General features: G+C 67.0%; 21 protein-coding genes and 1 tRNA gene. All 22 read right to left on the minus strand.

The window, feature by feature from the left end:
- Positions 1–6: 6 nt before the first annotated feature.
- The 22 genes from IEX13_RS07120 to IEX13_RS07225 all read right to left on the minus strand — a co-directional run bounded on the left by IEX13_RS07120 (position 7) and on the right by IEX13_RS07225 (position 24,018).
- Positions 7–618 (minus strand): CDP-alcohol phosphatidyltransferase family protein, encoded by a 612-nt coding sequence (locus IEX13_RS07120; RefSeq protein WP_188662559.1) that lies wholly within the window; start codon positions 616–618, stop codon positions 7–9.
- Positions 615–1,031, minus strand: coding sequence for a hypothetical protein (locus IEX13_RS07125; RefSeq protein WP_188662561.1), 417 nt, complete (start codon positions 1,029–1,031; stop codon positions 615–617). Before IEX13_RS07125 ends, IEX13_RS07120 begins: the two co-directional genes overlap by 4 nt.
- Positions 1,028–1,675 (minus strand): DUF5671 domain-containing protein, encoded by a 648-nt coding sequence (locus tag IEX13_RS07130; RefSeq protein WP_188662563.1) that lies wholly within the window; start codon positions 1,673–1,675, stop codon positions 1,028–1,030. Before IEX13_RS07130 ends, IEX13_RS07125 begins: the two co-directional genes overlap by 4 nt.
- Before the next feature lie 127 nt (positions 1,676–1,802).
- On the minus strand, positions 1,803–3,899 hold the full coding sequence (gene pnp, locus IEX13_RS07135) for a polyribonucleotide nucleotidyltransferase (RefSeq protein ID WP_188662565.1): 2,097 nt from the start codon (positions 3,897–3,899) through the stop codon (positions 1,803–1,805).
- Between the two features lie 138 nt (positions 3,900–4,037).
- Positions 4,038–4,298 carry a 30S ribosomal protein S15 gene (gene rpsO, locus IEX13_RS07140; RefSeq protein WP_188662567.1) on the minus strand — a complete coding sequence of 87 codons (261 nt, stop codon included), beginning with the start codon at positions 4,296–4,298 and terminating at the stop codon, positions 4,038–4,040.
- Between the two features lie 188 nt (positions 4,299–4,486).
- Positions 4,487–5,407 carry a tRNA pseudouridine(55) synthase TruB gene (gene truB / locus IEX13_RS07145; RefSeq protein WP_188662569.1) on the minus strand — a complete coding sequence of 307 codons (921 nt, stop codon included), beginning with the start codon at positions 5,405–5,407 and terminating at the stop codon, positions 4,487–4,489.
- An 11-nt stretch (positions 5,408–5,418) separates the two neighbouring features.
- Positions 5,419–5,781 (minus strand): 30S ribosome-binding factor RbfA, encoded by a 363-nt coding sequence (gene rbfA, locus IEX13_RS07150; protein WP_188662571.1) that lies wholly within the window; start codon positions 5,779–5,781, stop codon positions 5,419–5,421.
- 14 nt (positions 5,782–5,795) lie between these two features.
- Positions 5,796–8,441 (minus strand): translation initiation factor IF-2, encoded by a 2,646-nt coding sequence (gene infB, locus IEX13_RS07155; RefSeq protein ID WP_188662573.1) that lies wholly within the window; start codon positions 8,439–8,441, stop codon positions 5,796–5,798.
- A 75-nt stretch (positions 8,442–8,516) separates the two neighbouring features.
- A complete protein-coding gene (gene nusA / locus IEX13_RS07160) occupies positions 8,517–10,004 on the minus strand; it encodes a transcription termination factor NusA (RefSeq protein ID WP_188662575.1) in 1,488 nt (495 codons plus the stop codon).
- A gap of 32 nt (positions 10,005–10,036) precedes the next feature.
- Positions 10,037–10,576, minus strand: a complete 540-nt coding sequence (rimP, locus tag IEX13_RS07165; protein WP_188662577.1) for a ribosome maturation factor RimP — start codon at positions 10,574–10,576, stop codon at positions 10,037–10,039.
- Positions 10,577–10,744: 168 nt separating this feature from the next.
- A tRNA-Met gene (locus IEX13_RS07170) sits at positions 10,745–10,821 on the minus strand.
- A 74-nt stretch (positions 10,822–10,895) separates the two neighbouring features.
- The gene (gene nuoN, locus IEX13_RS07175) at positions 10,896–12,344 is read right to left on the minus strand and encodes an NADH-quinone oxidoreductase subunit NuoN (RefSeq protein ID WP_188662579.1); all 1,449 of its coding nucleotides are present in this window, start codon (positions 12,342–12,344) and stop codon (positions 10,896–10,898) included.
- A 10-nt stretch (positions 12,345–12,354) separates the two neighbouring features.
- A complete protein-coding gene (locus tag IEX13_RS07180) occupies positions 12,355–13,890 on the minus strand; it encodes an NADH-quinone oxidoreductase subunit M (RefSeq protein WP_188662581.1) in 1,536 nt (511 codons plus the stop codon).
- A gap of 19 nt (positions 13,891–13,909) precedes the next feature.
- Complete coding sequence (gene nuoL, locus IEX13_RS07185) at positions 13,910–16,036, minus strand: NADH-quinone oxidoreductase subunit L (protein ID WP_188662583.1); 2,127 nt, start codon at positions 16,034–16,036, stop codon at positions 13,910–13,912.
- Positions 16,037–16,043: 7 nt separating this feature from the next.
- Positions 16,044–16,349, minus strand: a complete 306-nt coding sequence (gene nuoK / locus IEX13_RS07190; protein WP_188662585.1) for an NADH-quinone oxidoreductase subunit NuoK — start codon at positions 16,347–16,349, stop codon at positions 16,044–16,046.
- The gene (locus tag IEX13_RS07195) at positions 16,346–16,963 is read right to left on the minus strand and encodes an NADH-quinone oxidoreductase subunit J (protein ID WP_188662586.1); all 618 of its coding nucleotides are present in this window, start codon (positions 16,961–16,963) and stop codon (positions 16,346–16,348) included. The genes nuoK and IEX13_RS07195 overlap by 4 nt, the downstream gene beginning before the upstream one ends.
- Positions 16,964–16,985: 22 nt before the next feature.
- Positions 16,986–17,474 carry an NADH-quinone oxidoreductase subunit NuoI gene (gene nuoI, locus IEX13_RS07200; protein WP_188662589.1) on the minus strand — a complete coding sequence of 163 codons (489 nt, stop codon included), beginning with the start codon at positions 17,472–17,474 and terminating at the stop codon, positions 16,986–16,988.
- A gap of 7 nt (positions 17,475–17,481) precedes the next feature.
- Positions 17,482–18,540, minus strand: coding sequence for an NADH-quinone oxidoreductase subunit NuoH (nuoH, locus tag IEX13_RS07205; RefSeq protein WP_229668475.1), 1,059 nt, complete (start codon positions 18,538–18,540; stop codon positions 17,482–17,484).
- Between the two features lie 2 nt (positions 18,541–18,542).
- Positions 18,543–20,846 (minus strand): NADH-quinone oxidoreductase subunit NuoG, encoded by a 2,304-nt coding sequence (nuoG, locus tag IEX13_RS07210; RefSeq protein ID WP_188662591.1) that lies wholly within the window; start codon positions 20,844–20,846, stop codon positions 18,543–18,545.
- Positions 20,843–22,210 (minus strand): NADH-quinone oxidoreductase subunit NuoF, encoded by a 1,368-nt coding sequence (nuoF, locus tag IEX13_RS07215; protein ID WP_188662593.1) that lies wholly within the window; start codon positions 22,208–22,210, stop codon positions 20,843–20,845. Before nuoF ends, nuoG begins: the two co-directional genes overlap by 4 nt.
- Positions 22,211–22,219: 9 nt before the next feature.
- Positions 22,220–22,747, minus strand: a complete 528-nt coding sequence (nuoE, locus tag IEX13_RS07220; protein WP_188662595.1) for an NADH-quinone oxidoreductase subunit NuoE — start codon at positions 22,745–22,747, stop codon at positions 22,220–22,222.
- Between the two features lie 14 nt (positions 22,748–22,761).
- Complete coding sequence (locus IEX13_RS07225; RefSeq protein WP_188662596.1) at positions 22,762–24,018, minus strand: NADH-quinone oxidoreductase subunit D; 1,257 nt, start codon at positions 24,016–24,018, stop codon at positions 22,762–22,764.

Consider the following 24,018-nt stretch of genomic DNA (forward strand, 5'->3'; position numbering starts at 1 on the left):
CCCGGTTCACGGCTTCGGGATGCGCACCGTCTTGCTGATCATCAGCGAACCCGACACCGCGAATAGCAGCACCAGCGGATGCAGCTGCCAGCCCAGGTCGAGGCGGCCGAACCACAGGTTGTCGCCGATTTCGCCCTGCCAGGCGGCGACGGCCATCAGTCCGACCAGCACCACGCTGGTGGGGATGGGCGTGCCCTCGAAGAAGCGCACCTTGGCGGCGCCTTCCGACAGTGCTTCGGCGGTGACGTTGAAACGCGCCAGCCGGCTAACCCCGCAGCCGACGAAATACGACAGCACCAGCCAATCCCAGCCACCCTGCATGCCGCAGGCATAGGCCAGCGCCGCCGGCGCCACGCCGAAGGAAATCACGTCCGACAGCGAATCGAGTTCGCGGCCCAGCAGCGACGCGCCGTGGCGCTGGCGCGCCACCCAGCCGTCGAGCGCGTCGAACACGAAGGCCAGCGGCACCAGCGCCATGCCCCACAGCAGGTCGCCGACGCGGCCGTCCTGCAGGAAACGCATGGCCGCGAAGATCGCGCCCGTGCCGCAGAAGGCGTTGGCCAGGGTGAACCAGTCGGCCAGATGGAAGTCGCGGATCATCGAGAAATGTCTTTTCATTCTTCCGGGTCCTCGCCCACGCGCTGTTCGAAACAATGCCGTCCCGCGCCGTGCCACCAGGGCGCGGCCATCCGGATGGTTTCCTCGGCGGTGTCGTGGGCGAAGCTGGCGCAGACGCGGTAGCGCCGCGCGTCCACGATTTCATAATCGTAGGCTGTGCCAGTAACCGGATCGCTGGTGGACAGGCGGCTTCCGGGAGCCTCCGCCAGGGCGCCCAGGTTGGGCGGAAGAGCGCGATGGACCTCGTAGTGACGACCAATGGCGGCCACGATGCCCTGCAGGTCGGTCACGCGTCGTTCGTCCAGGCGAAACTCGCGCTGCGTGCCCGGCGAACCCGAGGCCCACAGCCCCAGGGCCAGCGCCGCGACCACCACCACGATGGCGGCCAGTGCCAGCCCCCTGCCGGCGCTCACGATTCCCTCTCCTCGTTGCGCAGGTCCCACAGGTACCAGCCGAAGATGCCGCCGGTGATCATCGCCACCACGCCCACCTTGAGCGCGAAGCGCAGCGTGAGTTCTCCCGACAGCAGGGCGTGCACCAGGGTGATCAGGTCGCCCACCAGCACGCAGGCGGCGATGAAAAGCGTCAGGTAGGTCAGCCAGCGCCGCACCGCCGACAGGCGTTTTCCGGGGCTGCGCGCCATCGCCTGCGACAGGTGGTGGGCCAGGAACAGGTAAACCGGGAACGCCACCACGATCGATGCCATCGCCCACCGCATCGATGTTGCCTGGCGCGCGACCTGCCAGGCCGGGTCGGCCGGATCCGGCCAGGCACGGTTGATCAGGTCGAACAGCAGGCTGCCGAGCTGGAAGGCGGAAATGTAGAGCGTGGCGAACAGCGTCAGGTAAAGGAACGCCTCGCGCGCCGACAGGTAGGGTCGCGGCCGGGGTACGGGGACCGGGAACGGCACGTCGGCATAGGCCGCCAGTGCATCCGCCACCAGGGCATCCGGCCAGCCTGCCGCGGCCAGCGCACTGGCGATCGACTCGCGGTCCTGGCCGCTGGCCAGGGCATCGCGCACGAACTGCGCCAGCTCTTGTGAACCTGTATTGGCCATGGTCATTCCGTGCCGGGGGATGAAGCAATCTAGCAACCGCGGCCCGCATGTCAAAGCCGTCTGCCCCCACAATGAAAAAGCGGGCCGAAGCCCGCTTTTCCGTTCAGCTTCCGATGGCTGGCGGGGCTTAGCCCTCGCCTTCCTCGATGGCCTTGATGGACAGGCGGATGCGGCCCTGCTTGTCCACTTCCAGCACCTTCACCTTGACCAGGTCGCCTTCCTTGAGCTTGTCGGAAACCTTCTCGACGCGCTCGTTGGAGATCTGCGACACGTGCACCAGGCCGTCCTTGCCCGGGGCGATGGTGACGAACGCACCGAAGTCCATGATCTTGGCGACCTTGCCTTCGTAGATGCGGCCCGGCTCGACGTCCGAGGTGATCTGCTCGATGCGCGCCTTCGCGGCCTGGGCGGCTGCAGCATTCACCGAGGCGATGACGATCGTGCCGTCGTCCTGGATGTCGATCTGGGTGCCGGTTTCCTTGGTGATGCCCTGGATGGTGGCACCGCCCTTGCCGATCACTTCGCGGATCTTGTCCGGGTGGATCTTGATGGTCAGCAGGCGCGGCGCGTACTCGGACAGCTCCGAACGCGGCGCGGTGATGGCCTTGTTCATTTCGCCCAGGATGTGCAGGCGACCGGCCTTGGCCTGGCCCAGCGCGACCTTCATGATCTCTTCGGTGATGCCGTCGATCTTGATGTCCATCTGCAGCGCCGAGATACCGCCTTCGGTACCGGCCACCTTGAAGTCCATGTCGCCCAGGTGGTCTTCGTCACCCAGGATGTCGGACAGCACGACGTAGTCGGCGCCTTCCTTGACCAGGCCCATGGCGATACCGGCCACCGGCGCCTTGATCGGCACGCCGGCGTCCATCAGGGCCAGCGAGGAACCGCAGACCGAGGCCATCGACGAGGAACCGTTGGATTCGGTGATCTCGGACACCACGCGGATGGTGTACGGGAACGATTCCATGGACGGCATCACGGCCTGGACGCCGCGGCGGGCAAGGCGGCCGTGGCCGATCTCGCGACGCTTCGGGCCCATCATGCGGCCGGCTTCACCCACCGAGTACGGCGGGAAGTTGTAGTGGAACAGGAAGTGGTCCTTGGACTCGCCTTCGACCGCGTCGATGATCTGGCCGTCGCGGGCGGTGCCCAGGGTGGCGACCACGATGGCCTGGGTTTCGCCGCGGGTGAACAGCGCCGAACCATGGGTGCGCGGCAGCACGCCGGTGCGCACCGAGATCGGGCGCACGGTGTCGAGCGCACGACCGTCGATGCGGACCTTGGTCTTGAGCACCGACTCACGCATGGTGCTGTATTCGAATTCGCCGAACTCCTTGGCCAGGTCGGCCAGGTTCCAGCCGTTGGCCTCGGCCTGCGGCTTGAGCGATTCGAGCACGTCCTTCTTGACGGCCGAGATGGCTTCCTTGCGCTCGAGCTTGTCGCGCACCTGGAAAGCGGCCTCGAGGCGGTTGCCGATGGCGGCCTTGACGGCGTCGATCGGGGCCTGCGCCTTTTCCGGCGCCTTCCAGTCCCAATGCTTGACGCCGACTTCGGCGACCAGCTCGTTGATGGCGTTGATGGCGACCTGCATCTGCTGGTGGCCGAACATCACGGCGCCCAGCATCACGTCTTCGCTCAGTTCCTTGGCTTCGGACTCGACCATCAGCACGGCGTTGGCGGTACCGGCGACCACCAGTTCCAGGTCCGAGGTCTTGAGCTCGGTGATGGTCGGGTTCAGCAGGTACTTGCCGTCGGCGTAACCGACCTTGGCGGCGCCGATCGGGCCCGCGAACGGGATGCCCGACAGCGCCAGCGCGGCGGAGGCGCCGATCAGGGCCGGGATGTCGCCGTGCACTTCCGGGTTCATCGACATCACGGTGGCGATGACCTGCACTTCGTTGCGGAAGTGTTCCGGGAACAGCGGGCGGATGGGACGGTCGATCAGGCGGGAGACCAGGGTCTCGCGCTCGGTCTGGCGGCCTTCGCGCTTGAAGAAACCACCCGGGATGCGGCCACCGGCGTAGAACTTCTCGATGTAGTCGACGGTGAGCGGGAAGAAGTCCATGCCTTCGCGCGCATTCTTGTTGCCAACCGCCGTCACCAGCACGACCGTGTCGCCGAACTTGACGATGACCGAACCACCCGCCTGGCGGGCGACTTCGCCCGTCTCGAGGGTGACTTCGTGCTGACCGTACTGGAACGTCTTGGTTACTTTCGCCACGTTTATCGCTTCCTTTGTCTCTGGATTCATCCCCACGAGGCACCCTGCCCCGCGGTTGTTGCATTTCCGACCCCGGATCTTTCCGTTCCCCGAAAATGCACACGGCGCATTTCTGCGCCGTGTGGTTTGAAACTGGTTTTAGCGGCGCAGGCCCAAGCGCTCGATCAGCGTCTGGTAGCGCGCGACGTCCTTCTTCTTGAGGTAGCCGAGCAGGCTGCGGCGCTGGTTGACCATCTTGAGCAGGCCGCGGCGGGAGTGGTGGTCCTGCTTGTGGGCCTTGAAGTGGTCGGACAGCATGTCGATGCGGGCGGAGAGCAGCGCGACCTGGACTTCCGGCGAACCGGTGTCGTTCGGGGTGCGCTTGAACTCTTCGATGACCTTGGCGGAATCAATGGACATTGTGTTTTCTCTTTGTGATGCGCAGCCTGCAGGAACGTCGCTCTTGGCGACGCACCGCGATGGCCCGCCGGTTGGGGATTTGCCTGAAAATGGCATCGGTGAAGCCGCAAAAGTTTAACGGACAAGGGCTGGCCGGACAAGGCGGAATTTGTGAAGGGGGTCCCGGGCCGGGGGCCGGGGCCGCGGGTTCAGCAGGCGCTGGCCCAGCGAAACAGGCGCCTGGGCCAGACCTGGCCCGCCTCGTCGCGCCGGCCCAGGCCAAGTGACCGGCCGTCCGGGCCCAGCAGGTTCAGGTGTGTCGCAACCTCGCCTGCGACGGGCACCGGCTGGCCGTGGCCCAGCCGCCGGGCCTGGTCGGCGTCCACGTGCACGGCCTCGAAGTGGACCAGCCCCGCCTCCACCGGCAGCAGCAGGGCGTCGAGCGCCGCTTCGCCGCCCCCGGCGGCCACCGCCTCAAGCGCCTCGAGGGTGAACATGCGGGGCTGCAGGAAGGGTTCGACCCAGGTGCGCCGCAGCGCGGTGACATGGGCGCCGCAGCCCAGGGCTTCGCCCAGGTCGCGGGCCAGGCTGCGGATGTAGGTGCCGGAGCCGCAGGTCACGGCCAGGCGAAGCCTGGCGCCATCGAGTTCCAGCAACTCGATGGCCTCCACGTCGACCTCGCGTTCGGGCACCTCGATGGCTTCGCCGCGCCGGGCCTTCAGGTAAAGGGGTTCACCGCCCTGCTTGAGCGCGGAATAGATCGGCGGGCGCTGGCGGATCCGCCCGGTCAGCGGGGCCAGGGCCGCTTCCACGCGGGCGCGGTCGAGCGCCGGCACCGGGCGTTCGCGCAGGACTTCGCCATCGGCGTCGTCGGTGTCGGTGGTGCGGCCCAGCGCCACCCCGGCTTCGTAGGCCTTGCGGCCGCCGAGCAGCAGGCCGGCGATCTTGGTCGCCTCGCCGAAACACAGGGGCAGCAGGCCGGTGGCCAGGGGGTCGAGCGCACCGGTGTGGCCGCCCTTCTCGGCGCGGAACAGCAGCCGGGCACGCTGAAGGGCCTGGTTCGAGCTCAGGCCGGCGGGCTTGTCGAGCAAAAGCAGGCCGTCGAGCGGCCGGAACACGGTGCGGCCCATCCGACGGGCCTTCAGTCTTCGGCGGGCGGGACGGGATTCTCGCGCAGCAGCTGTTCGATGCGCTCGCCCTTGTCCACCGAATCGTCGTAGTGGAAGTGCAGCTCGGGCACGTGGCGCATGCGCACGGCCTGGGCCAGGCGATGGCGCAGCTCGGGCGCCAGTTCCTTGAGCGCCGACACGGCCGCCGGGCCCTGGTCGGCCAGCAGCGCGGTGACGAAGACCTTGGCGTGGGCCAGGTCGCGGGTCACCTCGACGTCGGAAACCGACACCGACGGCAGCCCGAATTCACGGACCGCCTGGTGCACGATCTGGCCCAGGTCGCGGCGCAGCTGCGCCGAAACCCGGTCGGTACGATGGAAGCTCTTGGTCGCCATGGCTGGTGCCTCCCTTACAGGGTGCGCTGCACCTCGATGCGTTCGAAGCACTCGATCTGGTCACCCGGCTGGACATCGTTGTAGGCCTTGACCGCGATGCCGCACTCCACGCCCGACTTGACCTCTTCGACGTTGTCCTTGAAGCGGCGCAGCGACTCGAGTTCGCCCTCGAAGACCACCACGCTGTTGCGCAGCACGCGGATGGGCTTGCTCTTCTTGACCACGCCTTCGACCACCAGGGAACCGGCGACCGCGCCGAACTTGGAGCTGCGGAACACGTCCCGGACCTCGGCGATGCCGATGATTTCTTCGCGGATCTCCATGCCCAGCAGGCCGGAAGCCACCTGCTTCACCTGGTCGATGACGTCGTAGATGATCGAGAAGTAGCGCAGGTCCAGGCCGCTGGTCTCGATGACCTTGCGGGCGCTGGCGTCGGCGCGCACGTTGAAGCCGATGATCACGGCCTTGGAGGTCGCGGCCAGCGTGGCGTCGGACTCGGTGATGCCGCCGACGCCCGAGCTGATCACGTTGATCTTGATCATCTCGTTCGACAGCGCCACCAGGGCCTGGCGCAGCGCTTCCACGGAACCCTGCACGTCGGCCTTCACCAGCAGGTTCAGGGTGGCCTGGTCCTTGTCCTGGCCCATCTGGGCCATGATGTCTTCCATGCGGCTGCCGGCGGCGGCGACCAGGCGCGATTCGCGGCGCTTGGCGTCACGCTCCTGGGCCACTTCCTTGGCCAGGCGCTCGTCGGCCACGACCACGAAGTCGTCGCCGGCGTCGGGCACGCCCGACAGGCCCAGCACCTGCACCGGGATCGACGGCTGCGCCGAATCGACCTGCTTGCCGGCTTCGTCGAACAGCGCGCGCACGCGGCCGTAATGGGTGCCGCAGACCAGGTAGTCGCCCTTCTTCAGGGTGCCCTGCTGCACCAGCACCGTCGCGACCGGGCCGCGGCCCTTGTCGAGCGCCGACTCGATGACCACGCCGGTGGCGCGGGCGTCGTATACCGCCGTCAGTTCCATGACCTCGGCCTGCAGCGAAATCGCCTCGAGCAGCGCGTCCACGCCTTCGCCGGTCTTGGCCGAGACGTTGACGAACTGCACGTCGCCGCCCCATTCCTCGGGCACGACTTCCAGCTTGACCAGGCCCTGCTTGACGTTGTCCGGGTTGGCTTCGGGCTTGTCGATCTTGTTGACCGCGATCAGCAGCGGCACGTTGGCGGCGCGGGCATGCTGCACGGCCTCGACGGTCTGCGGCATCACGCCGTCGTCGGCCGCGACCACCAGCACCACGATGTCGGTGAGCTTGGCGCCGCGGGCGCGCATGGACGTGAAGGCCGAGTGGCCCGGGGTGTCGAGGAAGCTGATGACGCCCTTTTCGGTTTCCACGTGGTAGGCGCCGATGTGCTGGGTGATGCCGCCGGCTTCGCCGGTGGCCACCTTGGTGCGGCGGATGTAGTCGAGCAGCGAGGTCTTGCCGTGGTCGACGTGGCCCATGATCGTGACCACCGGCGGGCGCGTCTGCTTCTCGCCCTGCACTTCCTCCTGCAGCGCCGCGACCAGCGTGGTCTCGGCGTTGTCTTCCTCGGACTTGCTGGCGCGGTGGCCAAGCTCTTCGACCACCAGCACCGCGGTGTCGTGGTCGAGCACCTGGTTGATGGTGGCCATCACGCCCATCTTGAACAGCGCCCGCACCACTTCGCCGCCCTTCATGGCCAGCTTCTGGGCCAGGTCGGTCACGGCGATGGAATCACCGATGAAGACCTCGCGCACGATCGGCGCGGTCGGGCGGGAGAAGCCGTGCTGGCCGCCGCCGCTGCGCGACGGCTCGGGGCCGCGGGCACGGGACTTCTTGCGGTTGCCGGCGGCGCCGCGGCGGGCACGCTCGGATTCGGAAAGATGCAGCTGGCCGGCGGCGAAGCGCGTGGCCTGGCCACCATCGCCCTCGTTGTCGACCATGGCGTGCGAACCGCGCACGGCCTTGTTCTTGCCGGCGGCCTTGCCCGCGGGCGCGGCCGGCTTCGGGCTCGGCGGCGGTGGCGCGGCCGGCTTCGGGCGCGGCTTGCGCTCGTGGATGACGATGGCGCCAGGCGCCAGCGGCGCGACTTCGGGCGCGACCGGCGCGGCCGGTTCTTCGCTGGCCGGCGGGGCTTTGGCCTCTTCCGCGGCGGCGACCTTGGCGGCCTCCTCGCTGCGGCGCGCGGCCTCGTCGGCCTCGCGTTCGGCCAGGCGCTTGCGGTCGGCCTCGGCGATCGCGGCGATCTCGGCGTCGTTGCGGGCCTTGGACTCCTCGAGCTTGCGCAGGGCTTCGGCGCGCTCGTCGGTGACCGGCACCGCGTCCACTTCGTCGCGCTTGACGTAGGTGCGCTTCTGGCGGACCTCGACGGTGACGGTGGACTTGGACTTGCCGGCGCTGACGGTCAGCTCTTCCTGCTTTCGCCGCTGCAGGGTGATCTTGCGCGGCGCGGCGCCTTCGGCCGGCTTGTCTTCCTTACCGTGCGTGCGGCGCAGGAAGCCAAGCAGCTTCATCTTCTCGGTGCTGCTGACCACCTGATCCGGCCCGCTGAAGGACATGCCTGCGCCGGCGAGCTGCTCGAGCAGCTTCTCGACGGGCATTCCCAGCACTTTGGCCAGTGAACCAACGGTGACTTCAGACATTTGGTGGCGATTCCTTCGTTTCCTGCGCGCAAGGCGCGCAATGGTGACTCTCGGGGCTAACGGAGTGCAGCGGTCTTATTCGAACCAGTGCGCACGGGCAGCCATGATCAGCTTGCCGGCACGTTCCTCGTCCATGTCCTCGATGTCGGTGATCTCGTCCGTGGCCAGCTCGGCCAGGTCGTCGCGGGTGACCACGCCGCGCGCGGCCAGGGCGTAGGCGGTGGCCTCGTCCATGCCGTCGAGCGAAAGCAGGTCATCGGCCGGCTTGTGGTCTTCGATGTCCTCTTCGACCAGCAGGGCCTCGGTGAGCAGGGCGTCGCGGGCACGGGCGCGCAGCTCCTCGACGATGTCCTCGTCGAAGCCTTCCACCGCCAGCAGTTCGCCGGCCGGCACGTAGGCGATTTCCTCGACCGTGCTGAAGCCCTCGGTGACCAGGATGCCGGCGATTTCCTCGTCGACTTCGAGCTTGTCCATGAACAGCTGGCGCGCGGCCGCCTGTTCGGACTCGGACTTGGCGGTCACCTGGTCCTGGGTCATGACGTTGAGCTGCCAGCCGCTGAGGCGGCTGGCCAGGCGCACGTTCTGGCCGCCCTTGCCGATCGCCTGGGCAAGCTTGTCCTCGGCCACGGCCAGATCCATCGAGCGCTTTTCTTCGTCGACGATGATCGACTGCACTTCGGCCGGGGCCATGGCGTTGATGACGAACTGCGCCGGGTTGTCCGACCACAGCACGATGTCGATGCGCTCGCCGTTGAGCTCGTTGCTGACCGCCTGCACGCGCGAACCGCGCATGCCGATGCAGGCGCCGATCGGATCGGTGCGGTGGTCGTGGGCCAGCACGGCGATCTTGGCGCGGTCGCCCGGGTCACGGGCCGCGGCCTTGATCTCGACCAGGCCCTGGCCGACTTCCGGCACCTCGAGCTTGAACAGCTCGATCATGAATTCCGGCGCGGTGCGGCTGATGAACAGCTGCGGGCCACGGGCCTCGGAGCGCACGTCCAGCAGGTAGCCGCGCACGCGGTCGCCCGGCCGCAGCACGTCGCGCGGGATGGCCTTGTCCTTCGGGATCAGGGCTTCGGCATTGCCGCCCAGGTCCACGTAGACGTTGCCACGCTCGACGCGCTTGACGATGCCATTGATCAGTTCGCCGACGCGGTCCTTCCAGGCGTCGACCACCTGCGCACGCTCGGCTTCGCGCACGCGCTGCACGATGACCTGCTTGGCGGCCTGGGCGGCGATGCGACCGAATTCGGCGTTTTCGACCTGCTCTTCGACGAAGTCGCCGACCTCGGCGCCTTCCTTCTCGTCGATGGCGTCCATCAGGCGGATCTGGCGGTCGGGCGACTCCATGACCACGTCGTCGGCCACCACTTCCCAGCGGCGGAAGGTTTCGTAGCTGCCGTCGGTCGGGTTGATGGCGACACGCATGGCGACGTCCTGCTCGTGGTAGCGCTTCTTCGCGGCGGAAGCCAGCGCGGCCTCCATGGCCTCGACGATCACGCCACGCGGCACGCCCTTTTCATTGGCTACCGCTTCCATCACCAGCAACAGTTCCTTGCTCATCTCTTCCAGCTCCGTGAAAGGCGTCGGACGCCTCAGGGGTTATCGGATTCATTGCCGGCCTTGCGCTTGCCGCGCGGACCGGTGGGTTTGGGCTGGGCCGCCAGGCCCAGGGCGACCAGGTCGGGGACCAGGCGCGCTTTTTCGATGTTTTCGTGGGCAACGACCATTTCGCGGCCGTCGAAAACCAGCACGATGCTGTTGCCGTCCACGCGCTCGATGCGGGCCTGGAAGCGCCGCCGGCCGTCGACGGGCAGCCGCAGGTTCAGCTTGGCCTGCTCGCCGATGAAGCGGGCGAACTGCGCCGGCGTGAACAGCGGGCGGTCGATGCCGGGCGAAGACACTTCGAGCGTGTACTGCGAGGTGATCGGGTCCTCGAGGTCGAGCACGGCCGAGATCTCCCGGCTTACGGCCTCGCAGTCCTCGATGGCGACGTGGCGGCCGGGCGCGTCGATGTACAGGCGCAGCAGCGCGCTGTTGCCGGTCGGCGCGAATTCAACGCCCAGCAGCTCAAGACCCAGTCCTTCGACGGTGGGTGCAAGCAGATTGCTGATTTCGGTCGCCTTTCCGGTCATTCGTCGGTCCCGCGCCTCGTTCGCGTTCATCAAATTTCAAAAACAAAAAAGGGCCGTGAGGCCCTTTTCCGGTACATCCAGGTTCCGGTATCCCCGGGATCGGCCTGGCAGCCAACCCGGGGAAAAAGCCTGATCGATGAAGCCCTTTCGGAAACCATCGCCAGAAACTGGTAGCGGGGGCAGGATTTGAACCTGCGACCTTCGGGTTATGAGCCCGACGAGCTGCCAGACTGCTCCACCCCGCAGCAGTGAGCGCGCATTATAGGGGGCTAGGCTTTCGCGGCGCAAGCCCGGCGTTTGTCTGCCGCTCAGCCAGGCCTCAGACCGGGAACGCCCGACCCACCCAATGCAGGATGGTGTCGGCGAAAAGGCCCAGCGCCAGCAGGGCGATCGCATTGACCGCGAACAGCACCCGCAGGTGGCTGTCGGCATGCAGCCTGGGGCCCTCGCCTTCGGGCTCGTCGAAGAACATCGCCTTCATCACCCGCAGGTAGTAGAAGGCGCCGATCACCGCGCACACGATGCCGACGATGGCCAGCCACAGCAGGCCCGCGTCCAGTGCCGCCATCAGCACTTCCAGCTTGGCCCAGAAGCCAAGGAAAGGCGGCACGCCGGCCAGCGAGGCCATGACGAACATCACCAGCAGCGCCTGGAACGGATTGCGCGACCACAGGCCGCGGAAGTCGGCGATCTCCTCGGCTTCGTGGCCCTTGCGCGACAGCAGGATGATGGCGCCGAAGGCGGCCGCCGACATCAGCGCATAGGAAATGGCGTAGAACATCGCCGCGCCATGGCCCAGCGGCCCGCCGTGGGCCAGGCCCATGAACAGGAAGCCCACGTGCGAAATGGTCGAATACGCCAGCATGCGCTTGAGGTTGGTCTGCACCAGCGCCACCAGGTTGCCCACCACCAGCGACAGCGCCGCCAGCCAGGCGACCATGTCCTGCCACTGCGCGTCGAGCGGGCCGACGCCGTCCTCGAGCAGGCGGTAGGCCATGCCGAAGGCCGCCAGCTTGGGCGCCGAACCGATGAACAGCGTGATCGCGGTCGGGGCGCCGTGGTAGGTGTCGGGCAGCCACATGTGGAAGGGCGCGGCACCGAACTTGAAGGCGATGCCGACCAGCATGAACACCACGCCGAACAGCAGCAGCGTGCGGTCGCCGGTGGACGCCGCCGCGGCGTGGATTTCACCCAGCTGCAGGCTGCCGGTGGCGCCATAGACCATGGACATGCCGTACAGCAGCAGGCCCGAGGCCAGCGAGCCAAGCACGAAATACTTCATCGCCGCTTCCGAGCAGCGCGGGTTGTCGCGGTCCATCGCGACCAGGCCGTAGGAGCTCAGCGCCAGCAGTTCCAGGCCCAGGTACAGCACCAGCATGCTGCCGGCCGACACCATCAGCATCATGCCCAGCACCGAGAACAGGCCCAGCACGTAGAACTCGCCCTTGAACAGGCCCCGGTCCTGCAGGTAGGGCTTGGCGTAGACGAAGGACGCGGCCGCCACCAGGTAGATGGTGATCTTGAGCACGTCGCCGATGGTGTCGCGCACGAACAGGTTGGCGAAGCCCCAGGTGGTTTCGGCGCCCAGTTCGCGCGCGGTCAGCACCGCGGCGGCGGCCAGGATGAAAAGGGCCAGGAAATGCGTGAGGCCTCGGCGTGCATCCGAGAGGAACAGGTCGATCATCAGCAGGGCGAAGGCTGCGCCGCAGACGAAGATCTCCGGCCCCAGGGGCTGGAGGTCGGCAAGTGTGGGCATCGGCAGGGCCATCGGGGCTTCCTTACAGCTTGGTGGCGGCGAGCTGGGTCAGCAGCTGCGCGATCGGTGCTTCCATGAGGTCGGTCAGCGGCTTGGGGTACACGCCCAGCGCCAGGGTGCCCAGGGCGAACACGCCCAGCACCAGGACTTCGCGGCCATTGATGTCGGTCAGTTCGGCGACATGGTGGTTGGCGACGTCGCCGAAGACCACGCGCTTGACCATCCACAGGGTGTAGGCCGCGCCGAGGATCAGCGTGAAGCCGGCGCCGAAGGCGACCCAGGCGTTGTACTGGAACGCGGCCAGGATGACCATGAATTCGCCGACGAAGCCCGAGGTGCCCGGCAGGCCGGCATTGGCCATCGCGAAGAACACGAAGAAGGCCGCGAACCAGGGCATGGTGTTCACCACGCCGCCGTAGTCGCGGATCATGCGGCTGTGCATGCGGTCGTAGACCACGCCCACGCACGAGAACATGGCGCCGGATATGAAGCCGTGCGAGATCATCTGCACCATCGCGCCCTGCACGCCCAGCTGGGCGGCATCGGTATTGCCCAGCTCGCGCACCAGCGCGAAGGCGATGAAGGTGCCCAGGGTGACGAAGCCCATGTGCGCGATCGACGAGTAGGCGATCAGCTTCTTCATGTCCTCCTGCACCAGCGCCACCAGGCCGATGTAGATCACCGCCGCGAGCGAAAGCGCGATGACCAGCCAGGCCCACTCCTGCCCCGCGTCAGGCACGATCGGCAGGGTGAAGCGCAGGAAGCCGTAGCCGCCGATCTTGAGCATGATCGCCGCCAGGATGACCGAACCTCCGGTGGGCGCCTCGACGTGGGCGTCGGGCAACCAGGTATGCACCGGGAACATCGGCACCTTCACCGCGAAAGCGGCCAGGAAGGCGAAGAACAGCCACATCTGTTCCTGGGCGGTCAGCTTGAGCTGGTACAGGTCGGCCAGCTGGAAACTGGCGCCACCCTCGAGGCGTTCGCCCGAGACGATGTACAGGTACACCAGGCCGACCAGCATGAACACCGAGCCCAGGAAGGTGTACAGGAAGAACTTGATCGAGGCGTACACGCGCCGCGGGCCACCCCAGACACCGATGATGATGAACATCGGGATCAGCATGGCCTCGAAGAACACGTAGAACAGGATGGCGTCGAGCGCGCAGAAGACGCCGATCATCATGCCCTCGAGGATCAGGAAGGCGGCGAAATATTGGTGCGCCCGGCGCTCCACCGAACCCCAGGCACCCACCAGCACCAGGGCCGTGGTCAGGGTGGTCAGCGCGATCAGCGCAATCGACAGGCCGTCCACGCCCAGGTGGTAGCGGATGTCGAAGTTGGGGATCCAGCTGCGGTCCTCGACGAAACGCATCGCGGCCGAACTGCCGTCGTGGCCGGCGAAAAGGAACACGCTCAGGACCAGGGTGGCGACCGCGACCAGCAGCGCGAACCATTTGCCCTGGGTCTGGCGGGCGTCGCCGAAGGCCAGCGTCAGGATGCCGCCGAGGATCGGCAGCCAGACCAGGACGCTCAGCAGGGGCCAGGAGGATTGCATCGGGTCTTCCTTGTCAGTCTCAGGCGCCGGTCATCTTGACCAGCACCGCCAGCAGGACGATGAGGCCAATGATCATGGCGAAGGCATAGTTGTAGAGGCGACCGGTCTGCAGGTGGCGCAGCAGTCCGCCGACGCGGTCGACCAGGGTGGCCGTCCCGTTCACCAGCAGGCCGTCGATGAGGCCGGCGTCGCCGCGCTTCCAGGAGAACTTGCCCAGCTTGATGCCGCCGCCGGCAAAGCCCTTGATCCAAAGGTCGTCGAAGCCGTACTTGTTCTCGAGCAGGCGCACGACCGGCGCGAACAGCTTCGCGAAGCGGTCGGCCAGGGCCGTATTGAACAGGTAGATGTAGGTGGCCAGGGCGAAACCCGCGAAGGCCAGCCAGAACACGATGCTGGCGTAGAAGTGGGTGCCGAAGCCGACCGCTGCCCAGAACCAGCCCTTGTCGCCGTGCCACAGCACCTCGCCCGCCCGCGCGACCGTGTCGTGCGCCGGCATGACCTCGATCGCGCCGCGGAAGAAGTCGCCGAACAGCATCGGGCCGACCGTGAAGAAGCCGATGAAGATGGACGGGATCGCCAGCAGGACCAGCGGCACGGTGACCACCCACGGCGACTCGTGCGGCTCGACCGGGCCATGGTGGCCATGGTGGGCATCGGCGTCTTCGTCGTGGTGCGCATCGGCGTGCACTTCCGCGTCCGGCTCGTGGTGGGCGACCTCGCGGAAGCGTTCCTTGCCGTGGAAGGTCATGTACAGCAGGCGGAAGCTGTAGAAGGCCGTGACGAACACGCCCAGCAGCACCGCGTAATAGCCGTACTGCTGCACCCAGCCACCCTGCGCCGCCGCCTGCTGCGCGGCGACGATGATGGTGTCCTTGGAGAAATAGCCCGACAGGAAGGGCGTGCCGACCAGCGCCAGCGTGCCGATCAGGCTGGTCCAGTAGGTGATGGGCATGTACTTCTTCAGGCCGCCCATCTTGCGCATGTCCTGCTCGTGGTGCATGCCGATGATCACCGAGCCCGCCGCCAGGAACAGCAGCGCCTTGAAGAAGGCGTGGGTCATCAGGTGGAACACCGCGGCCGAATAGGCCGAAACGCCGAGCGCCACGGTCATGTAACCAAGCTGCGACAGCGTGGAGTACGCGACCACGCGCTTGATGTCGTTCTGCACGATGCCGATCAGGCCGGTGAAGAAGGCCGTGGTGGCGCCGATGAACAGCACGAAGGCCAGCGCGGTTTCGCTCTGCTCGAACAGCGGCGACATGCGCGCCACCATGAAGATGCCGGCGGTGACCATGGTCGCGGCGTGGATGAGCGCCGAGATCGGGGTCGGGCCTTCCATCGAGTCCGGCAGCCACACGTGCAGCGGCACCTGCGCCGACTTGCCCATGGCGCCGATGAACAGGCAGATGCAGATGAAGGTGATGATCTCGACCTGGACGGGGCCCGAAAGCACGTCGTAGCTCCAGCCACCCATGCCGATCTTGCCCGACCACAGGGTGAAGGTCCCCTGCAGTTCGCTGTTGTAGGCGTGCGCGAAGACGGTCGCGTAGTCGAGCGTGCCGACCCAGGCCAGGACGCCGGCGATGCCGAGCAGGAAGCCGAAGTCGCCGACCCTGTTGACCAGGAAGGCCTTGAGGTTGGCGAAGATGGCGGTCGGGCGCTTGTACCAGAAGCCGATCAGCAGGTAGGACACCAGGCCCACTGCTTCCCAGCCGAAGAACAGCTGCAGGAAGTTGTTGCTCATCACCAGCATCAGCATGCTGAAGGTGAACAGCGAGATGTAGCTGAAGAAGCGCTGGTAGCCCGGGTCTTCCTCCATGTAGCCGATGGTGTAGATGTGCACCAGCAGCGACACGAAGGTGACCACCACCATCATCATGGCGGTGAGCGTGTCGACCATGAAGCCGACGTGGGCCGAATACCCGCCCACCTCGAAGAAGGTGTAGACGTTCTGGTTGAACGGCGCCGCGTCCATGCCCAGGAACTGCCAGAGCACGTGCAGCGACAGCGCGCAGCTGACCGCCACGCCCAGGATGGTGACCCAGTGCGCGCCGGCGCGGCCCACCTGCTTGCCGAACAGGCCGGCGATGACCGAGCCCAGCAGGGGCGCGAGGGCGATGACCAGCAGGATGTTCATTGAAATCATCGCGCGATCAACCCTTCAGCGAATCGAGTTCGGCGACATTGATGGTCCGCCGGTTGCGGAACAGCGTCACCAGGATGGCCAGGCCGATGGCGGCCTCGGAAGCCGCCACGGTAAGAATGAAGAACACGAAGATCTGGCCGTCGACGTCGCCCAGGAAGCGCGAGAAGGCCACGAAGTTGATGTTCACCGCCAGCAGCATCAGTTCGATGCACATCAGCAGCACGATGACGTTCTTGCGGTTGATGAAGATGCCGGCGACCGAGATGCAGAACAGCACCGCGGCAAGCGCGAGGTAGTGGCCGAGGCTGATCACGGGTTGCCCTCCTGGCGGGGTTCGGACGCCACCTTGACCAGGCGCACGCGGTCCTCGCGGCGCACGGCGACCTGGCGGGCAGGATCCTGGTGCTTGGTCCCCGGGCGGCGGCGCAGGGTCAGCATCACCGCGACGATCAAGGCCACGGTGAGGATCACCGCGGCGGTCTCGAACGGCAGAATGTACTTGCTGAACAGGGTTTCGCCGATCCACTGCAGGTTGGTCTTGCCGGCCGCGGCCGCCGGATCGGTGGCCGACAGGCCCACGTCGAAGCGCTGCAGGCCGATCAGCATCACCATCTCGGCGGCCATCACCACCACCACGGCGCCGGTCAGCGGCAGGTAGCGCACGTAACCTTCACGCAGCGGCGTGGTGTTGATGTCGAGCATCATCACCACGAACAGGAACAGCACCATCACCGCGCCGATGTAGACCAGCACCAGCACGACGCCCAGGAATTCGGCCTGCAGCAGCAGCCACAGGCAGGCGACCGAGAAGAAGGTCAGCACCAGGCTCAGCACCGCGTGCACCGGGTTGCGGGCCAGGATGACGCCCAGGGCCGCCAGTACGGCGACCGCGGCGAAGACGTAGAAGGCGGCGAGTTCGTAAGTCATGTCTGTCCTTTGTCCCCTGCCCTCACCGGAAGGCCGCGTCGGCGGCGCGACGTTCGGCGATCTCGTCCTCGAGGCGGTCGCCCAGGGCCAGCAGCTGGACCTTGTTGACGATGTTCTCGCCGCGCTTCTCGAAGTGGTACTCGTGCACGTGGGTTTCGACGATCGAGTCCACCGGGCAGCTTTCTTCGCAGAAACCGCAGTAGATGCACTTGAACAGGTCGATGTCGTAGCGGGTGGTCCGGCGCGAGCCGTCGGCACGCTGCTCGGAGTCGATGGTGATCGCCAGCGCCGGGCACACCGCCTCGCACAGCTTGCAGGCGATGCAGCGCTCTTCGCCGTTCGGGTAGCGGCGCAGCGCATGCAGGCCGCGGAAGCGAACCGACTGCGGCGTCTTCTCGAACGGGTAGTTGAGCGTGTACTTGGGCTTGAACATGTAGCCCAGCGTCAGCTTCATGCCGGAAAGCAGCTCCAGCAGCATGAGGCTCTTGAGGTAGTTTGCGATGCGGTTCATGGCTTCCTCAGGCGCCCAGGGTGAACCATTCATTGTAGGCCATGATGGCCGTCACGAAGATCCACACGATGGTGATCGGGATGAACACCTTCCAGCCCAGGCGCATGATCTGGTCATAGCGATAGCGCGGGAAGGTGGCGCGGAACCACAGGAAGCAGAAGGCGAAGAACAGGAACTTCAGGACCAGCCACCACCAGCCCGGCTCGCCCAGCAAACCCCAGGACGCCGGGAACGGCGACAGCCAGCCACCCAGGAACAGCACGGCGGTCAGGAAGGCCACCAGCATCATGTTGGCGTATTCGGCCAGGAAGAAGATGGCGAAGGCCGACCCGGAGTATTCGACGTGGAAGCCGGCGACGATTTCCGACTCGCCCTCGGCGACGTCGAAGGGCGCGCGGTTGGTTTCGGCCACGCCGGAGATGAAGTAGATGACGAACAGCGGGAACAGCGGGAACCAGAACCACTCGAACAGGCCGGCATTGCCCGCCTGGGCCATGACGATCTCGCTGAGGTTCATCGTGCCCGCGGCCACCAGCACGCCGACCAGGGCGAAGCCCATGGCGATTTCGTAGCTGATGACCTGCGCCGCCGAGCGCAGCGCGCCCAGCACGGCGTACTTCGAGTTCGAGGCCCAGCCGCCGATGATGATGCCGTACACGCCCATCGAGGTGAGCGCCAGCAGCACCAGCAGGCCGGCGTTGACGTTGGCCAGCACCACGCCGTCGTCGAAGGGGATGACCGCCCAGGCCGCCAGCGCCGGCGCCAGCGCCAGCAGCGGCGCCAGCCGGTACAGGAAGCCGCTGGCGTTGGTCGGGACCACCAGCTCCTTGAACAGCATCTTGAACACGTCGGCGAAGGCCTGGATGAAGCCGATGCCCATGAAGCCGCCGATGAACTGCGGCCCGTGGCGCACGTGCATCCAGCCGATGACCTTGCGTTCGGCCAGGGTGTAGAAGGCCACGCCCACGACCACCGGCAGCGTGATCGCCAGGATCTTCACCAGGGTCCAGACCACCAGGCCCAGGTCGCCGAAGGAAAGGAAGAACTCGCGCATCGGATCGAACATGCTCAGGCCCCCGCCACGGCGAGCCGCGCCGCCGGCGCGATCGGCGCCGTGGCCTCGTAGTCGGATTCGATCCAGGCGGCACCCCGGGCGACGCGCTTGCTGACCTGAACCGGCAGCACGGCGTTGCCGTTGCCGTCGCCCAGCTTGGCCATGGCGCCGTCGGACAGGCCGCGCGCCAGCGCGTCCTCGGGGTTGAGCACGACGCGCGCGCCCACCGTCAGCGGGTGCGCGTTGAGCGCGACCGCGCGGCGAAGCACCGCGTCGCCGCGGTAGATCGGCGTGCTGGTGATGCGTTCGAGGCCCGTTTCGTCCGGCTTGGCGGCCTCGGCCAGGCCCTCGCCGGCGGCCGGCGCCTGCGGCGACAGGCCGGCGCGCAGGCCGTGCAGGTCGGTGTAGTCGAAGCCGGGCAGGCCCAGCTGGCCGCCCAGGGCGCGCAGCGCACGCCAGCCCGGACGCGCTTCGCCCGGAAGCTTGCCGCCGGCCAGGGTCCGCTGGTCGGTGCCATCGAGGTTGCTCAGGCTGCCGTCGATTTCCGGCAGCAGGCCGATCGGCAGGATCACCTGGGCCAGCTTCTTCAGGTCTTCGCTGGCATAGGCCGAGAAGGCCACGACCTTGGCGCCGGCCAGCGCCTTGAGCGCCCGGGCGCCGTGGGCGAAGTCGTACTGCGGCTCGACGCCGTACAGCAGGTAGGCCGGCAGCGGCTTGGCCAGCATGGCACCGGCATCGAGGCCACCCTGCCCCGGACGCAGGCCGTGGCGGGCCAGGCCGATGGCGTTGGCGCCCTGCGGGATGCGGTTGAGGCTGGCGCCCGAGGCCGCTGCCAGGGCGCGCGCGGCGGCGCGCAGCCAGGAGGCCTGGGCGTGGTTTTCGGCCATCTCGCCGAGCACGATGACGGCCTTGTTCCCCTTGGCCAGCGCTTCGGCGATGGCCTTGGCGCCTTCATGGTCGTCGCCCTGGATGCCGGCCGGCAGCGCGGCGCCGGCGGCCTTGGCGACCGCGGCCAGTGCGCCGGGCAGCGCGGACGGCGCCACGATGCGCTTGCCCGCCACCGGGAAGGTGGACTCGAAGTCCACCGGGTTGATGCAAAACACCTTGGCGCCGCGCTTGCCGGCCTTGTGCAGGCGCTGGTGCAGCAGCGGCAGTTCGTGGCGCAGGTTGCAGCCGACCAGCAGCACGGTATCGGCCAGCTCGAGTTCGGCGGCCGGCAGCTGGAAGGGTTCGGCGAAGGCGGCGTCGGCGAAGTCCAGCGCCTTCAGACGATGGTCGGCGTGGGCGGTGCCCAGGCCCTGGGCCAGGGCCGCCAGCTGGGCGCCCTCTTCGTTGGTGGTGGCCGGGTGCGCCAGCACGCCCAGCGACTGACCGGCTTCCTTGAGCAGCTTGGCCGCCAGGGCCAGGGCTTCCTCCCAGGACGCTTCGCGCCAGGCATCGCCTTCGCGCAGCATCGGGCGGGTGGCGCGGTCGGCGGAATACAGGCCTTCGTGCGAATAGCGGTCGCGGTCGGACAGCCAGCACTCGTTCACCGCCTCGTTGTCGCGCGGCACGGTGCGCAGCACTTCGCCGCGGCGGGTGTGCAAGAACAGGTTCGAACCCAGCGCGTCGTGGTAACCCACCGATTCACGGGCGATCAGCTCCCAGGCACGGGCGCGGAAGCGGAACACCTTGTTGGTGAGCGCGCCGACCGGGCAGACGTCGATGACGTTGCCCGAGAGTTCGGTCATCAGCGGCTTGCCGTCGTAGGTGCCGATCTGCAGGCGTTCGCCGCGGTACATGCCGCCCAGTTCGAAGGTGCCGGCGACGTCCGCGGTGAAGCGGATGCAGCGGGTGCACTGGATGCAGCGGGTCATGTCGGTGGCGACCAGCGAGCCCAGGTCTTCGTCCGGGACAACGCGCTTGCGCTCGACGAAACGCGACACCGAGCGGCCGTAGCCCATGGCCAGGTCCTGCAGTTCGCACTCGCCGCCCTGGTCGCAGATCGGGCAGTCCAGCGGGTGGTTGATGAGCAGGAACTCCATGACGTTGCGCTGCGCGTCGAGCGCGCGCTTGGTCTGGGTGGTGACCTTCATGCCTTCCATCACCGGCGTGGCGCAGGCCGGCGCGGGCTTGGGCATCTTTTCCACGTCCACCAGGCACATGCGGCAGTTGGCGGCGATCGGCAGCTTCTCGTGGTAGCAAAAGCGCGGGATCGCGACGCCGGCCTTGTCGGCGGCGTGGATGATCATCGAGCCCTTCGGCGCCTGCATCGGCTTGCCGTCGATCTCGATGTTCACCAGGTCCGGCGCGGTGGTGTTGGTCGGCTGGGCGCTCATGCGGCCTGCTCCGTGGTGGCGAGCTGGCCCTTGGCCAGGTCGTCGACGTAGAAACGCTTGTTGACGATGGCGTATTCGAACTCGTGCCAGTAGTGGCGCAGGAAACCCTGCACCGGCCAGGCGGCGGCTTCGCCGAAGGCGCAGATGGTGTGGCCTTCGATCTGGCCGGCGGCGGCCTTGAGCATGTCCAGGTCTTCAAGCACCGCCTTGCCTTCGGCGATGCGGGTCAGCATGCGGTACATCCAGCCGGTGCCTTCGCGGCAGGGGGTGCACTGGCCGCAGGATTCGGCGTAGTAGAACCGCGCGATGCGCTGGCAGGCGCGGACCATGCAGGTGGTTTCGTCCATCACGATGACCGCGCCCGAGCCCAGGCCCGAACCGGCCTTCTGGATCGAGTCGTAGTCCATCGTGCAGCCCATCATGATTTCCGCCGGCAGCACCGGCATCGAGCTGCCGCCGGGGATGACGGCCTTGAGCTTGCGGCCGCCCTTCACGCCACCGGCCATCTCCAGCAGTTCGCTGAAGGGCGTGCCCAGGCGGATTTCGAAGTTGCCCGGGTTGTTGACGTGGCCCGACACCGAAAACACCTTCGGGCCGCCGTTGTTGGGCTTGCCGAGGTTGAGGAACCATTCGGCGCCGTTGCGAATGATCGCCGGCACGGACGCGTAGGTTTCGGTGTTGTTGATGGTGGTGGGCTTGCCGAACAGGCCGAAGTTGGCCGGGAACGGCGGCTTGTAGCGCGGCTGGCCCTTCTTGCCTTCCAGCGACTCCATCATCGCGGTCTCTTCGCCGCAGATGTAGGCACCGGCGCCGAGCGCGCCGTGGATGTCCACGTCCACGCCCGAACCCTGGATGTCCTTGCCCAGCCAGCCGTTGGCATAGGCTTCCTTCAGGGCCGATTCGAAGTGTTCGAAGGGCTCGTGGTGGAACTCGCCGCGCAGGTAGTTGTAGCCCACGGTGCAGCCGGTGGCGTAGCAGGCGATGGCCATGCCCTCGATCACCGAATGCGGGTTGTAGCGCAGGATGTCGCGGTCCTTGCAGGTGCCCGGCTCGGACTCGTCGGAATTGCACAGGATGTACTTCTGGCCGGGCGCCTGGCGCGGCATGAAGCTCCACTTCAGGCCGGTCGGGAAACCCGCGCCGCCGCGGCCGCGAAGGCCCGACTGCTTGACCATCTCGATGACGGCGGCAGGATCCATCTTTTCAGCCAGGATCTTGCGCCAGGCGGAATAACCGCCGGTCTTGAGGTAGTTCTCGTAGGACCAGGGCTTGTCGAAGTGCAGCGTCGTGTAGACGACGTTGTGCTCCTGCGGGGCCGGGCCGACCGGGCCGTAGCCTTCGGAATAGTGGGAATGGTGTGCCATGTCCTCAGATCACTCCAGTCCGTCGAGCAGCGTGTCCACCTGCTCGGTGGTCAGCTTCTCGTGGTAATGGCCGTCCACCACCATCATCGGCGCGCCGGCGCAGGCGGCCAGGCACTCTTCCTCGATCTTCAGGAAGATGCGGCCGTCCGGGGTGGACTCGCCGTGCCTGATGCCCAGCTTGCCTTCGCAGTGGCGCACGATGTCTTCGGCGCCGTTGAGCCAGCAGCTGATGTTGGTGCAGATGGCGACCTTGTGCCGGCCGACCGGCTGCAGGTCGAACATCGAATAAAAACTCGCGACCTCGTAGGCCCAGACCGGCGGGATTTCGAGGTACTTGGCGGTGGCGGCGATCAGTTCGTCGCTGAGCCAGCCGCCGTTCTGTTCCTGGGTGGCCATCAGGCCCTGGATGACCGCCGAACGCTTGCGGTCGGGCGGGAACTTGGCGACCCAGTGGTCGATGTGCGCGCGCGTGGCGTCGGACAGGGCGACCATGGGGTCGACGTCCTGGCAGGCGGCGAAATTTCCGGTGGCTTTCATCGGTCAGGCAGTCCTTAGCGATCGATCTCGCCGAACACGACGTCGTAGGTGCCGATCATGGCGACGACGTCGGGCAGCATGTGGCCGCGCACGATCGCGTCCATGGACGAGAGATGGGCGAAACCCGGCGCGCGCAGCTTCAGGCGGAAGGGCTTGTTGGCGCCGTCGGAGACGATATAGGCGCCAAACTCGCCCTTCGGGGCCTCCACCGCGGCATAGGCTTCGCCGGCCGGCACGGAGTAGCCTTCGGTGAAGAGCTTGAAGTGGTGGATCAGCGCTTCCATGTCGTCCTTCATCTCGGCCCGGCGCGGCGGCGCGACCTTGAAGTTGCGCACCATCACCGGGCCCGGGTTGGCCCGCAGCCACTGCACGCACTGCTTGATGATGCGGTTGGACTGGCGCATTTCTTCCATGCGCACGAGATACCGGTCGTAGCAGTCGCCCTGCACGCCCACCGGGATGTCGAAATCAACCTTGTCGTAGGCGGCGTAGGGCTGCTTCTTGCGCAGGTCCCAGGCCAGGCCGGAACCACGCAGCATCGGGCCGGTCATGCCCCAGGCCAGGGCCTTCTCGACCGGCACCACGCCGATGCCGACGGTGCGCTGCTTCCAGATGCGGTTGTCGGTGAGCAGGGTTTCGTACTCGTCCACCCGGCGCGGGAAGTCGTCGGTGAAGGCGTCGAGGAAATCGAGCATCGAGCCCTCGCGCCATTCGTTGACGCGCTTGAGTTCGCTGCCCTTGCGCCACGGCGATTCGCGGTACTTGGGCATGGTGTCGGGCAGGTCGCGGGCGACGCCTCCGGGGCGGTAGTAGGTGGCGTGCATGCGCGCGCCCGACACCGCCTCGTAGCAGTCCATCAGCTCTTCGCGTTCGCGGAAGGCGTACAGGAACACCGCCATCGCGCCCAGGTCCAGGCCGTTGGATCCGACCCACATCAGGTGGTTCAGGATGCGGGTGATTTCGTCGAACATGGTGCGGATGTATTCGGCGCGCAGCGGCACCTCGATTTCCATCAGCTTTTCGATGGCGCGCACGTAGGCGTGCTCGTTGCACATCATCGACACGTAGTCCAGGCGGTCCATGTAACCGATGGACTGGTTGTAGGGCTTGGACTCGGCCAGCTTCTCGGTGCCGCGGTGCAGCAGGCCGATGTGCGGGTCGGCGCGCTGCACGACTTCGCCGTCCATCTCCAGCACCAGGCGCAGCACGCCGTGCGCGGCCGGATGCTGGGGGCCGAAGTTGAGGGTGTAGTTGCGGATTTCCTGGGTCAT

The organism is Arenimonas soli, assembly GCF_014643775.1.
GTDB classification, from domain to species: domain Bacteria; phylum Pseudomonadota; class Gammaproteobacteria; order Xanthomonadales; family Xanthomonadaceae; genus Arenimonas; species Arenimonas soli.

Coding starts and splice junctions, on each gene's coding strand:
- IEX13_RS07120 (WP_188662559.1), bottom strand. CDS start 618: ATGAAAAGACATTTCTCGATGATCCGCGACTTCCATCTGGCCGACTGG.
- IEX13_RS07130 (WP_188662563.1), bottom strand. CDS start 1,675: ATGGCCAATACAGGTTCACAAGAGCTGGCGCAGTTCGTGCGCGATGCC.
- rpsO (WP_188662567.1), bottom strand. CDS start 4,298: ATGTCCATTGATTCCGCCAAGGTCATCGAAGAGTTCAAGCGCACCCCG.
- truB (WP_188662569.1), bottom strand. CDS start 5,407: ATGGGCCGCACCGTGTTCCGGCCGCTCGACGGCCTGCTTTTGCTCGAC.
- rbfA (WP_188662571.1), bottom strand. CDS start 5,781: ATGGCGACCAAGAGCTTCCATCGTACCGACCGGGTTTCGGCGCAGCTG.
- infB (WP_188662573.1), bottom strand. CDS start 8,441: ATGTCTGAAGTCACCGTTGGTTCACTGGCCAAAGTGCTGGGAATGCCC.
- nusA (WP_188662575.1), bottom strand. CDS start 10,004: ATGAGCAAGGAACTGTTGCTGGTGATGGAAGCGGTAGCCAATGAAAAG.
- rimP (WP_188662577.1), bottom strand. CDS start 10,576: ATGACCGGAAAGGCGACCGAAATCAGCAATCTGCTTGCACCCACCGTC.
- nuoN (WP_188662579.1), bottom strand. CDS start 12,344: ATGGCCCTGCCGATGCCCACACTTGCCGACCTCCAGCCCCTGGGGCCG.
- IEX13_RS07180 (WP_188662581.1), bottom strand. CDS start 13,890: ATGCAATCCTCCTGGCCCCTGCTGAGCGTCCTGGTCTGGCTGCCGATC.
- nuoL (WP_188662583.1), bottom strand. CDS start 16,036: ATGATTTCAATGAACATCCTGCTGGTCATCGCCCTCGCGCCCCTGCTG.
- IEX13_RS07195 (WP_188662586.1), bottom strand. CDS start 16,963: ATGACTTACGAACTCGCCGCCTTCTACGTCTTCGCCGCGGTCGCCGTA.
- nuoI (WP_188662589.1), bottom strand. CDS start 17,474: ATGAACCGCATCGCAAACTACCTCAAGAGCCTCATGCTGCTGGAGCTG.
- nuoH (WP_229668475.1), bottom strand. CDS start 18,540: ATGTTCGATCCGATGCGCGAGTTCTTCCTTTCCTTCGGCGACCTGGGC.
- nuoG (WP_188662591.1), bottom strand. CDS start 20,846: ATGAGCGCCCAGCCGACCAACACCACCGCGCCGGACCTGGTGAACATC.
- nuoF (WP_188662593.1), bottom strand. CDS start 22,210: ATGGCACACCATTCCCACTATTCCGAAGGCTACGGCCCGGTCGGCCCG.
- nuoE (WP_188662595.1), bottom strand. CDS start 22,747: ATGAAAGCCACCGGAAATTTCGCCGCCTGCCAGGACGTCGACCCCATG.
- IEX13_RS07225 (WP_188662596.1), bottom strand. CDS start 24,018: ATGACCCAGGAAATCCGCAACTACACCCTCAACTTCGGCCCCCAGCAT.